9 protein-coding genes are annotated in these 13,213 nt (G+C 43.9%); 2 read left to right on the plus strand and 7 right to left on the minus strand.

All coding sequences use genetic code 11. The annotated features are described in order from the left end of the window. The first annotated feature begins 45 nt into the window (after window positions 1-45). Window positions 46-1,833, plus strand: a complete 1,788-nt coding sequence (locus ACEYW6_RS16325) for an ABC transporter substrate-binding protein (protein ID WP_412980530.1) — start codon at window positions 46-48, stop codon at window positions 1,831-1,833. Window positions 1,834-2,081: 248 nt separating this feature from the next. After that, a complete protein-coding gene (locus ACEYW6_RS16330; protein WP_412980531.1) occupies window positions 2,082-3,365 on the plus strand; it encodes an aspartate aminotransferase family protein in 1,284 nt (427 codons plus the stop codon). Window positions 3,366-3,494: 129 nt separating this feature from the next. Here the strand turns inward: ACEYW6_RS16330 and ACEYW6_RS16335 are convergent, their stop codons facing one another. The 7 genes from ACEYW6_RS16335 to ACEYW6_RS16365 form a co-directional block, all read right to left on the minus strand. Continuing rightward, entirely contained in the window at window positions 3,495-4,103 is a 609-nt protein-coding gene (locus ACEYW6_RS16335) for a DUF4129 domain-containing protein (protein WP_412980532.1), read from the minus strand. Between the two features lie 75 nt (window positions 4,104-4,178). After that, a complete protein-coding gene (locus ACEYW6_RS16340; protein WP_412980590.1) occupies window positions 4,179-4,664 on the minus strand; it encodes a DUF2243 domain-containing protein in 486 nt (161 codons plus the stop codon). 97 nt (window positions 4,665-4,761) lie between these two features. Beyond that, window positions 4,762-5,154, minus strand: coding sequence for a pentapeptide repeat-containing protein (locus ACEYW6_RS16345; protein ID WP_412980533.1), 393 nt, complete (start codon window positions 5,152-5,154; stop codon window positions 4,762-4,764). Window positions 5,155-5,184: 30 nt separating this feature from the next. Further along, window positions 5,185-5,622 (minus strand): RrF2 family transcriptional regulator, encoded by a 438-nt coding sequence (locus ACEYW6_RS16350; protein WP_190897163.1) that lies wholly within the window; start codon window positions 5,620-5,622, stop codon window positions 5,185-5,187. Window positions 5,623-5,928: 306 nt separating this feature from the next. Further along, window positions 5,929-7,278 carry an ATP-binding protein gene (locus ACEYW6_RS16355; protein WP_412980534.1) on the minus strand — a complete coding sequence of 450 codons (1,350 nt, stop codon included), beginning with the start codon at window positions 7,276-7,278 and terminating at the stop codon, window positions 5,929-5,931. A 175-nt stretch (window positions 7,279-7,453) separates the two neighbouring features. Then, on the minus strand, window positions 7,454-10,477 hold the full coding sequence (gene pgmB, locus ACEYW6_RS16360) for a beta-phosphoglucomutase (protein ID WP_412980535.1): 3,024 nt from the start codon (window positions 10,475-10,477) through the stop codon (window positions 7,454-7,456). Between the two features lie 183 nt (window positions 10,478-10,660). Next, window positions 10,661-13,078 carry a sucrose synthase gene (locus tag ACEYW6_RS16365; RefSeq protein WP_412980536.1) on the minus strand — a complete coding sequence of 806 codons (2,418 nt, stop codon included), beginning with the start codon at window positions 13,076-13,078 and terminating at the stop codon, window positions 10,661-10,663. Window positions 13,079-13,213 lie beyond the last annotated feature (135 nt).

A 13,213-nucleotide genomic window follows, 5' to 3' on the forward strand; every position in this document is an offset into this window, starting at 1 on the left:
CATACTGTAATGTGTAGATAGTAGCTGCAAGGTAAATAACTAGAGATGATTGCTGCTGTTGTTCGACCTCTGAATTTAGTAGTTGGTTTGCTGCTATCTTGTTGTTTTTTGCTCACAAGCTGTCACCCGACACAGATGAAAAGCAAAGCATCTCAGGTAGCTCAATTAGTTTTAGTTTCACTAAGTGACCCGACTACTTTTAACTATGCCATTAATGACTCTCCTTACAGTGTTTTTCCTTTAATTTACAAGGGATTGATCGATGAGAATGTTATCACTACCAAATTGGAGCCAGGACTAGCAGAATCTTGGTCAATATCTACCGATAAAAAGCGAATTATTTTTACATTAAAAACAGGGTTGAAATGGTCAGATGGTGAACCTCTCACGGCGGATGATGTAGTCTTTACCTATCGAGACATTTATCTTAATAAAAAAATTCCCACTTTATATAGAGATTTTTTACGTATTGGTAACACAGAAACTTTCCCATCAGTGCAGAAACTAGATGATCTGCGAGTTGAGTTTACTTTTGTGGAACCTTTTGCCCCTTTTTTGAGATATGCCGAAAGACTAGCAATTTTGCCTGCTCATGCCTTGCGTTCTTCTGTATTATCCAATGATGCCAATGGTAATCCTCAGTTTCTTTCAATGTGGGGAACCAATACTGATCCGCAAAAAATCATCTCCAATGGGCCTTACAAAATAGAAAGCTATACTCCTTCTGAACGGGTGATTTTACGACGCAACCCCTATTACTGGCGCAAAGATGTTCAAAAAAATCCTCAGCCTTATATTGAACGTATTGTCTGGCAAATTATTGCTTCTACCGAAAATCAGTTACTCAGATTTCGCTCAGGGGAACTGGATAATTTAAATGTGACACCAGCAGTATTTGGCTTACTCAAGAAAGAGGAAAAGCGAGGCAAATACATTATTTACAATGGTGGAACCACTGCGGGTTTTAGCTTTGTGGGCTTCAATCTCAACCAAGGTCGCGATCGCAAAGGTAAGCCTTTTATAGACCCGATTAAATCTCGATGGTTTAATAACTTAGTTTTTAGGCAAGCAGTCGCCTATGCCATTGACCGCAACCGCATGAAAACTAATATATATCGCGGTTTAGGTGAAATCCAACATTCGCCAATTGCTGTTCAAAGTCCCTATTACTTGTCCCCAGCAGCAGGGTTAAAAGTTTATGATTATAATCCCCAGAAAACCAGGCAGATGTTGTTAGAGGCTGGTTTTAGGTACAACTCCCAAAAAGAACTGTTAGACCAAGATGGAAATCGCGTGCAATTCAATCTCTTGGTGAAATCGGAAGATCAATCAAGAATCGATGCCGCAGTTCAAATCCAACAAGACCTCAGTCAAATTGGGATCAAAGCAGATATGCAGGTAGTCAGTTTTAACGTAGTATTGCAAAAGCTGCTCTCTCGTCGAGATTGGGATTGTTATGTAGGTGCGTTTGGTGTTCCCGGCGCAGATGTTGAACCTAATCTTCTATCTTTATTTTGGACTAGTCAAGGCTCATTTCATCAGTTCAACCAAGGTGCTCCACCAGGAAAACCCCCACTCCAAGGATGGGTAGTTTCTGAATGGGAGAGAGAAATTGACAGTCTTTTTGACGCAGGAGTCAAAGAACTAGACCAGAGCAAGCGCAAAGCGATTTATAACAGATTTCAGCAAATCGTTGCTGAACAGTTACCGATATTCTGCCTTGTGAATCCAATCTCATTTCAGGCGGTGCGTGAACGTGTCAATCCCATCAAGTTTTCTGCCTTGGGGCCAACTTTTTGGAATATTGATGAACTGAAAATCACAGAAAAATAACTAATTCATAATTTGTATAGATCACCCTCGATAACGAGGACGGGCTGCGCCTATGCAAATTGCCTGTCGCTCATCCTCTTGTTCAAGTGTTGAGTACAAAGTTTTTTTCACCACCGCTATGCCTTTGAGGTTATATAAGCGTTAGCTTAAGAAGAAGTACGAGTTGTGCTAAATAAAAAGTAATTTTTAGGGATTTCTAGGAAACTAGTAAATAACTATATGATGAAAAACTCTCAGGAGGAGCGGTAGTGAGCCTACAAACTCTCGTTGACCAAGCCACCATCCCCCCAGATTCAGGGTCTGTAGCATCTAGCCCCTTTGATGCAGATAGCTTTAATGAAGCTGTCATGTCTACCTACGGCCGGTTTCCCTTAGCCCTAGAACGGGGTGCTGGATGCCGGGTTTGGGATACACAGGGGCGTGAATATCTGGACTTTGTAGCGGGAATTGCCACTTGTACTTTAGGGCACGCCCACCCAGTTATGGTAGAAGCGGTAACACGCCAAATCCAGAAGCTGCACCATGTCTCTAATTTGTACTATATTCCTGAACAAGGTGAATTAGCAAAATGGCTCGTTGATCATTCCTGTGCCGATCGCATATTTTTCTGCAATTCTGGAGCTGAAGCTAACGAAGCCGCAATTAAACTGGCGCGGAAATATGCCCACACAGTATTAGACATTGAAAAACCGATTATTTTAACCGCCAATGCCAGTTTCCACGGACGGACTTTGGCAACGATTACCGCCACGGGACAACCGAAGTATCAAAAGTATTTTGATCCCTTGGTTCCTGGTTTCCACTACGTAAATTACAACGATATTAACGCTGTGGAAGTGGCGATTAGCGAGTTAGATGAAGGCGATTACCGGGTAGCAGCAATTCTGATTGAGCCATTGCAAGGAGAAGGCGGTGTGCGTCCGGGAGATGTTGCCTACTTCAAAAAGCTCCGGCAGATTTGCGACGAAACTGGCGTTTTGTTGATTTTCGACGAAGTGCAAGTTGGTATGGGGCGCAGTGGCAAGTTATGGGCTTACGAACATCTCGGCGTTGAACCGGATATTTTCACCAGTGCCAAAGGCTTAGGTGGCGGTATCCCCATCGGTGCAATGATGAGCAAGAAATTCTGCGATGTTTTTCAACCAGGGGAACACGCCAGCACCTTTGGCGGCAATCCTTTTGTGTGTGGTGTGGCACTCAGTGTCTGTCAGACATTGGAACGGGAAAATATTTTGCAGAATGTGCAAGATAGGGGTGAACAATTGCGATCTGGATTGAGGGCGATCGCAGCGAAATATCCTCAACACATTAGTGAAGTTCGGGGTTGGGGTTTAATCAACGGTTTGGAGTTGCGAGCCGACATTGCGCTAACCGCAGCCGATGTCGTCAATGCTGCCATCAAGGAGGGCGTATTACTCGTACCCGCCGGGCCAAAAGTAATCCGGTTTGTACCACCGCTGATTGTTACAGAGGCAGAAGTGAACACTGCCTTGGAAGCTGTGGATCAGGCGATCGCAACTCTCACAGCTTAGGTAATCAAAAAGCGAGGATAAGTGTTTATGCTTATCTCTCGCTTTTTCTTAGTTTTATATTAAGTTTCACTAAAACTATTGATTTTTTAAGATATCTATGTATCTAAGATCCCTATCCCCATATTCTCTTCATTCTGGGGAAATTTCCCGATAAGCTTGCCGACACTGCTCATAATTGTCTGGCAAAATCTCGGCATTACCAAAACATAATTGCTCGTGAGTAGTAATTAAAGTTTCATAAGGCTGTATGGGAGTCACAGACGATCGCAGCAATTGCAGATATTCTCCATCTGTGCGGCTGAGTTTGTGGGGTGCGATCGCATTTTGATGCAACTGCTGCAACATCGCTAAATAAATACAACGGCAAGCCTCACGGTAGTTACCTTGACGGTAAAATTGTTGCGATCGCTCCAACAAAAGAGTTACGGATGTCTCACTGGAGCCAGCTTTTACGCGAAAATCAGTGAGATTGCCACTTCTATTCAGCCAAGAATATAGATAAGGACTGAATTCTCGCCATAATCGCCAACCCACCCAAGCTATAAATAAGCCTACTACCAGCCAAAACAGGAATTTTAGCAACTCACCAAGCCTTGGGCTAATCGACCATCCAGTAGGCAATTCTGGCAGAACTCGTTCAAAGCGGTAAAACTGGTATTCCCACCATTCTCCCACTTGTTGTTGGAATTGAGACAACTGCCAACTCCAGCTAGTTTTTTCAAAAGTATCTGTAGGCATAGGGCAAAGTAAAGAGTGGGGGACTGGGGACAAGGGGAGAAAGGGACAAGGGGGAATATAACTTATGCCCAATAACTAATGACTAATGACTCTTGACTTTTTTATCATTATCCAGCCAATAACAACAAGTAGCGCACCGAATGCAAGAAATCCCAGATCCCAAGCTAACTCATTTGGCCCTGGTTTCACATGATGGATACCGAGAATTTGGTGGTCAATTAAACCTTCAACCAAGTCAAACAACCCAGTCCCAATCAGTATTGACCCTATAAAGGTCTGTGATGACCAAGGGACATCATCACGCCCTCCAGCACGCCATAGTAAGACAACTCCTATCACGGTGAATACCCAATCCAAGGTATGAAATAATCCATCCCATACCATGTTCAAATCTATATTCGCCGTGTTGTTCAGAGGTCGAATGTTACTGAGCATGTGATGCCACTGGAGGAGCTGATGCAGTAAAATTCCATCAATAAACCCTCCAAGACCCACACCAAGAAAAATTCCAGCAGTAATTAGTGGTGCGCGTCGGTTGGGAGTTTCACTTTTCGCCTCCATTGTCAACCTCATAGATAGGCTTTTTTACAAAAATACAACTCTTTTAGGAGAAATATCTTCTATCTTGAGGCAAGTACGATCGTTCAATTTAATTTAATCAATCTTTAAATTTAATCTGCATACCCGCTTTGGCTGGGTCGAAATCTTGGGGAAAATGGGTGCTGCGATCGTAGTCTGCTTTTTCCAGGTTCGCTCCTTTGAGATCGGCTTGGCGGAGATTAGCTGACATTAACAATGCTCCCCTTAGATCGGCATCCTTCAGATTAGCTTGACCCAGATCGGCAAAGCTGAGGTCAGTTCCCCTTAAATTAGCGCCACTCAAATTAGCTTCACTCAAGTCAGCATAACTGAGGTCAGAACCTTTCAAGTTAATGCTTTGTAAATCAGCATTACCCAGTTCTGCTTTACTAAAGTCCCGTTTTCCTGCTGCATAACTCTCTACAAGAGTAGCGGCACTATTTATGGGCTGTTGAGAGTTGACTTCAGGCATATAACAGCCTCACAGATTATTACTTTCATCCTAAATGTAATACATGAGTTCCTTCTGCTTTCGCATTGATCTTCGTTCGCAAAGGTCTTGGAGTGTATATTTTTCTAAAACGGAGTTAGCAGCCTGACGTGCTTCCTGCCAGACTTCCTGAATTAGCTCACCTTCTACCGTGTTGGGAGTAGGCTCACAATCAGATACAACAATATCTGATCCTTCCATGCAGCTAAAAGCATCCAACACTGTAATCTTTCCAGGATCTCGTGCCAGAACATAGCCACCTTTGGCTCCGCGTATACTCTTAATTAAACCTCCACGTCTTAGTGTTGCCAGAAGTTGTTCCAAATATCGGTTTGGTATGTCTTGTAAGACCGCTATTTCTCGAATTTGCAGGGCTTCTCCGTTAGGGTAGCAGGTTGCTAACTCTAACAGGGCTAGAAGTGCGTATTCTGATTTGTTAGAGATGACCACAGGCGTAATATTTTAAACTCACACTTAAATATACAAAGTCCTTGAGTTTGTTTCCCTAAGCTATTGTTAAGAAAAACTTTACAATCAACTTATTATTGACCGGCTAACTCTACTTTAAAGACCTTTGAACATAGCAGCAATTATTTTTTATTTTTAATTTAATAAATAAAAGTTATTGATCATTGTACAGTCTTTTTGAGTGGAAATTGACTGAAAGTGTTACTCTGTCTTAGTTTCAATCGATTGGAAGGCAACAACATTCAAAAGCAAATCAATGAGAGATAAAAGCAGAATTAGTGCAAGCCACTATACATGGAAATGTATCGAAAATGGCAGGATGACTGTAAAGGTAGTTCCTGCACCGATCGCACTTTCGACAAAAATTTCGCCGCCATGTAAATCTACAGCCTGCTTGACGATGGACATTCCTAATCCCATTCCTGGGGTATTACCTGCATTACTAGCGCGATGGAAGGGTTCAAAGATGTGTTCAATGTCACAAGGGGGAATGCCAATACCAGAGTCTTGAGTTTGGAATATAGCTTGATCGTTGGCAGTGGTGACAGAAAACTTAACTGTGCTACCAATGGGAGAGTATTTTAGACAATTCGAGAATAAATTACTCAAGATTTGCCGTAGTAGTTTAGCGTCTAAGTTAGCTTGTGTGCATTGGCACTCACTGCTAAAAGCGATCGCATGTTGTGAGCGATCGCTCTGTTGTAATTCTTCTAAGAGATCGCGGCAGAACTCCACCAAATTCAAGGGTGTTGGATTAAACTCTAGCTTGCCTGTTTCATCCTGACTCAGCACCAATACATCATTCAACAACTGGGTCATGTGCATAACTGATGTTTGAATGCGACGCAGGTGGGTCTGTTGTCGCTCGTCGCTCCATAGATGGCGATAATATTCTAGTAGTTCCGCAGAAGAGTGGATAGTAGCCAAAGGAGTGCGAAACTCATGGGAGGTGATGGTGAGCAAGCGGGATTTAAGTTCACTAAACTCCCTTTCTTTGGCAAGCGCTTGGCGCATCGCCTGTTCTGCCCATTGCAGCTTGGCTTGGGTTCGCTTGCTTTCGCTAATGTCCCGCAATATCCAGCGCAAACCGACTAAGTTACCTTGTTGATTACGGATAGCAACCACCTTAACCGCAGCAATAATTGGCGTTCTGTCACGTGGTCGCAGGTTTACTTCCCATTCTTGCATTTTCCAGTCTGGGATTTCGGCACGATCGCGCAGATGAGTTAGTTTCAGATGAAAAGCAATTATTTCTTTCTCAACCACATAAATCTCTAAGAGTTCGCCCAACAGGAAACTCTTGGAAATGTTTAGTAGAGTAGTGGCGGCTGAGTTAGCTTCCTGAATTACTCCTTTTGTATCAGTCACAAAATAAGCGTCTGGTACTTCCTCAAATAATTCCTGGTAGCGTTGACGTTGTGCTACCAAGTCCTTTTGAGTATGGGATAATTCTTCATTCTGCTGCTGTAGGTCTTCATTCGCTATTTGCAATTCTTCTAAAGCTAAGTGGACTTCTTTTAATACTGTGGCAATAAGTTTAATCTCTTCCTGTGCTTTTTCCTGTTCACTCTGGCGTTGCAAAAGGGCGACGCGCTTACGCATATCCTCTATCTGTAAGGCTAAATCGCCCAAATTCACGCTTTTACTCCTAATTTGGATATCTAAAATTTGGTTTTGTTTAGATTTCCTACTTAGACGATCTTAGCTTTTGGAGTTTAACAGTTATCAGTAATATCATCTGCGGATAATTAGTTACGATTCCCAAAGTTATTGCACCCCACACACTAATTGCTCCACTTCGGCGGCTCTGTGTTTAATGTTTTTGTCTGGCAATATTGCTTAATTTGACTCTTAAATCTGCCCATGTAATGCCTGCTAGGCTAGGCAAAACAACATGAGCGGCTCCAACTCGTTCAGCGGGCCCAAGTCCTACTGCCCACATACCAGCGGCTAGAGCTGCCTCAACGCCTGCTGCGGCATCTTCTACAACTACAGATTGCTCTGGCTCGAGTCCTAGCTGCTTGGCTGCGTACAGAAATAGGTCGGGTGCTGGCTTGGGTTGCTGTACACTATAACCGTCAGCGATCGCATCTATTTTGTCGGCAATGCCCAATCGCTCGATTACTGTCTGGGCATTTTTGCTAGCCGAACCAATACCGATTTTAATCCCAGCTTGCCGCAGTTCATCCAAGAGGGCGATCGCACCTGGCAATAAATCCTTAGGTGTCATGTGTTGGATCAATTCCACGTAGTAGCGATTCTTACGTTCCATCATCTCCTCGATTTGTGCTTCCGAATACGCTCTATCCCCAATAATCAGCATCAGGGAAGCCCGACGGGATACACCCCGCAGCGCTTCGTTAGCTTCTCGATTAAACGGTATACCCTCTTCATCTGCTAGCTTCTGCCAAGCTAGATAGTGAAGTTCTGCTGTATCTGTCAGCACTCCATCTAGGTCGAAGATAAATCCTTGGATGTTGGGGTTGTGGTTCATTTCGCTGCGGGATTGGGGACTGGGGACTGAGAGAGCAGGAGAATAAGTCTGGTATTCAGAAGCTTCTGAAAGGAAATCTGGGGGATTTGAGGAGAGGGAAAGTTGGAGATATTTTAGTTGACAAGTTATATCTTGGGCGACTTGTCCTTTGCGTAGATCGAACTCATGCCATTTCCCGCGCCAGTGCAGTTTAAACTTCAGGCGCGTCCAGCCATCAGGCAAATGGGAGTTGGCTACAGGGCCATTTTCGGTGAGTTGAATACCGCCGAATCCAAAAATTACAGCTTGCCAAACACCACCAGCAGTAGCGCCGTGAATTCCATCGCTGGTGTTACCTCGGTTATCTTCAAGATCCACCATTAACGCCTGCATAAACAGTTTGTAAGCTTCGGTTGATTTGCCCAAATCGGAAGCTAAAATTGCATGAACTGCTGGGCCAAGAGACGAACCATAGGTAATATCGGTACGGGGTGCGTAGTAGTCCCAGTTGGTCTGCAATGCTTTTTCGTTGTAGGGAAAATCTGCTGATTCCCGCATTAAATAAAGGAGCATCAAGATGTCTGGCTGCTTGATTACTTGATATTTATTAGTTTTCTCAATACCCAAGATGGCTTGCATGGAGCGATCGCGTGGTTCATAATCTGCTAAGTTGATATCTTCCAATTGGAAAAATCCCTCAAATTGCTCGATTAGTTCTGTTAATGGGTCATGGAGAAACAATATTTTGGCGATGATGTCTTGCCAGTGCGATTGCTCTTCTGGGGTAAGTTTGAGTTTTTGTTCTAGTTCCGTAGCCCGTTCGGGAAATTTCTGAGCCAACCAATCATAGATTGCGATCGCTTTCTCTAGATGCCATTGCGCCATCCGATTTGTAAAGGCGTTATTGTGGACGAATTCATGGTATTCATCCACTCCGATCACTCCCCGAATTTCATACCGTTGGTACTCAGGATTGAATTCGACCCGGCTACCCCAGAAGATAGCGGCATCCAAAATAATCTCTGCGCCGCGCTGTTGCATCCACTGATCATCACCAGTGGCTTGCCAGTAGTTCCAAGCGGCGTAGGGAATATCTGCATTAATATGAATTTCGCGATCGCGGCACCAAATTCGCACGTCTTCACCATAAAAATCATTTCCCAGTGCCCAACGTGGTGTTACTTCATCTCCGGTATCAGCACTTTCCCAGGCAAACATTGCTCCTTTATAGCTGTAATGAGTTGCCTTGCGTCTAGCTCCTGGTAAGGTGTGCCAACGGTAACTGAGTAAGTTTCTGGCGATCGCTGGTTGGGTAAACAGAAAAAAAGGCAGCATAAAAATTTCTGTATCCCAAAAGATATGACCGCGATAGCCAAACCCAGAAAGGGTTTTAGCAGGAATGCTCACCCTGTCATCATGGCGTGGCCCAGCAATCAGCAGCTGAAACAGATTGTAGCGAACCCCAAAAGCAGCTGTGCTATCCCCTTCAATCAGGATGTCACTTTGCTGCCAAACCTCATCCCATGCCTGCTGATTGGCTTTTAGTAGTGTTGCGTAGTCTGGCAGGTGCGCGAGTTTTTCTCTAGCTGCTGAGACTGGTGTCTCAGTCTCCCGCGAGGTAAAAACTGTGACGATTTTTTCTACCGTTACAGTCTGTTGTGATTTCGCCAGGAAGGTCGTGCTCAAGGTCGGATAACCAGGTGCGGTACTGACTTGCAAAGATGCTTCAGTGCCTGATATTCTCATGCTTGCGCCCATACCGAGTTCAATTCGGGAGTGGCGGGTGCGGCGTTGCAACCAGATTCCTTGGTCAGTCTTGCCCTGGTCTAGTCCTTCCCAGTGATTAAAACCCTGATTTTCTGGATAGCCGTTGATACTTCCCTGAACTTCGATTAACCCATCAAAATCTACTGGCGTTAAATGACAGCGTTGCGCCAACACATGCTGATCTGCAAGACTAGCAAAGCGTTCAAAGCTGATGTCTATGGTGTTCCCACTGGGAGAGCGCCAACGCAAGTAACGGCTAAGAAGTCCGTGGCGTAAATCAAGCTGTCGATCGTAACGCAATATCTCACCTTGATCGAGACGGAAGCGATCGCCATTTACAATCACTACCAAGGGTAGCCAGTCAGGGCAATTTGCCAGTTCAGTGTACACCACCGGCACATCGTCGTAGACACCATGGATAAAAGTAGCTGGCAATGCATGAGGATAACCTTCTTCAAAACTGCCTTTCGTTCCCAGGTATCCGTTACCGATTGTAAAGACCGTTTCTTTAGAGTGCAATTGTTCAGGGTCAAACTGGGTTTCGATTAATATCCAGTCTGTGTAGATAAAATGGCGAGAACGACCTTTTGTTTGCATAAAGTAGAGATTGGGGAGTAGGGAATGGGGAATGGGGAATGGGGAAATTTGGTGGATGAATCAGTCTTTTGACTAGTTCCCAGCCTCCAGGCTGGGAAACCATTCTTGGAAGCTCTGCCTCCTGCTTCTTGACGAAAGGCAAAGCCCATTACGAATTACGAATTACGAATTACGAATTACGAATTACAAATTAGTCCCCATGTGCTTTTCCAAAATCTTTTCGGCTCTAGGTTTATAAATAAGATGAAATAAGGTTTCCATATAGCGATCTCTGGCTTCGTTATTTTCTGGAGCAACAAAGTTCCAAAAACTAAATATCTTAGCTAGCAGTAGTAATTGATTGCTATGTAAATGCCAATTGTATCTATTCTGAATTCGCTGACTCATCCATTCTGAGACTTCGTGCCAATGTTCAGGATGAGTATCACATTGTTCAAGGAAATCTAAAATTTTCTTTGCTGTTCCTTGTAAGTCTGTAGGATTAAGATTAAATCCATTTTCTTGGTTTTCGATAATTTCTAAAGAGCCACCAAATTGAGTAGCGAAAGTTGGCAAGCCGGAAATCATCGCTTCCAAAATACACCGACCGAAGGATTCAAAGCGGGCAAAGTGGACATAAATTCCCTGAGAATCTGCAACTACTCGGTAGGTTTCACCGAGTTCACTGCTAGGGATACGCATTCCCAACCAGCGAATCTTGCCATTGAGATGATATTGATCGATAATGTCGTGGAGTTTTTGAATTTCTTCTGCTTCTTCTAGGTTTGTAGCTTCATGTGGATGCAGTTTACTACTTAAGAGGATCAGATTACAACACTCTTGCAACGCCTGACTTTGGCCAAAGCATTCAGCTAACCCAGTGAGATTTTTGATTGAGGTGATGGGAGCAAGGGCAAAGATTGGTCGCTTATTAAGGTGATCTAAATGTCCAAAGATTTGGGGGTCTTCGCGGCTAAAGAGTAGGTCGTGGACTTGTGTAGAAAGTTTAGAATCTCGGTCTTTTTTTCGGCTATAGGGAAAGAAAATATTTTCATTTACTCCCGGCGGCACTAAGTTGAATTTAGGACTAAACAAATCAATCCCATCAACCACATGATACAACTGCGGCATTGTAAAGCACTTGTACGACTCGTATTGCCCTACGGTGTCGGGTGTGCCGACAATTTCTTGATAGGAAGATGTAATGATAAATTCGGCTGCATTCATGCTAATCAAATCGGCAGTGAATTGTACCGAGAAGTGATATTGGTCTTCTAAATCTTGCCAATATAAATTACTAAATAGATATTTGGGTTTTTCCAAGGAATGGGCAATGTTGCATTGGGTAACTTTCATCCGGCGAGATAAAAGAAAAGCTACTAAGTTACCGTCGCTGTAGTTGCCAATAAGAAGATTCGGTTTACCGTGGAATTGGGCTAGTAATTCTTTTTCTGCATCTAGGGCAAATTGTTCTAAATAGGGCCAAATCTCAAATTTAGAAATCCAATTGTTAGTAATTTCGGGATTGAATTCACCAAAGGGAACGCGCAATATCCAAGCATTTTCAGTATCTTGAACTTTTTCTAAGCGCAGGTTGCAAAATGTCCCTTCACAGTTAGGGATTAGCCGAGTGAGAATAATTATATGGGGTTTAATACCTAGCTGATCGAGTCCAGCGAGTTTGATTTGTTCACGCAGTTCGTTTTCTAAGCTGCGGGCTTGTTCGAGGACGTAGATAACTTGACCGAGTGTTTCATCTCTTCCTAAAACATCTTCCTGTCCAACCCAGCCGTGGATGGAAATCAGGACGACGCGGAAGACAGCGGGGACGCGGGCTACAAATGCTTCTAAGATGCCAGGTTCTGGAGAGTAAATGAGTCGGTCGAGGAGTTCTAGGGTTTCGGAGACTCGCACCGCAGTGTTACCCCAACCCGGCTCAAAGCCGAGTTCTTGGAGAGCAAAGCGGAATTTTTCATAAGGTTCATCAGGCGATCGCTGATTCAGCAATTTGAGTGCTAGCTTAATTTGTTTGGCTAGGTGAATCCCTGAGGGAATGCGATCGCTCAACAACAGGCGAATTCCATCGTGTTGCAGCCCCTGTAATGCTTGAAATAACATTTCAAGCCAATATTGGGGGTCAGCCAACAATTGATTGCACAGGTAACGATTAAGGAAAGCTAAACCTTGACCAATATTTCTGGGGTCGTCAATTCTTGGGGAACTTTCGTAAAAGGGGTGGAGGTCGATTTCGAGAATGTGGGGTTGGTAACGATTGACTAAGCGATCGCTCACATCTAGCAGCGCTTGAGGCGTCATCTGCTCGAAACTACTAAAATCGGCTGTTAGTTGCCAAACTTCCTCGCTAGCAATCCTGGGACGAACTACGAACCAGGTACTTTCCTCTTCGAGAATTATTTCGTGGGTGTACTGGATCAGTTTGCCAACAGAAGAAGAGTAATAAAAATAGGCTGGCTTTTGGGATTGATGACAGTAATCGGCAAAGAAGAGCAAAATCTCATTTCTTAGGAAGTAACGCTTCCCTGAAGCACTCAACGCATAAATTAACTGACGTAGAGCAGTTTTTTCATCACCGTTGAAGACAGCTTGAACTAGTTCATACATGATGACGAATTCCAGAACTTTAGTTAGGTCACGACCTCATATTTTTCTCCAGTTCTGTGAGGTACATTTCCCCTTTAATGCTATACAACCATGAAAACCCCTCGCTTCTAGCTCTGGGATGAAACGCTGTGAGGA

Source organism: Nostoc sp. UIC 10607 (assembly GCF_047228265.1).
Lineage (GTDB): Bacteria > Cyanobacteriota > Cyanobacteriia > Cyanobacteriales > Nostocaceae > Nostoc > Nostoc foliaceum_A.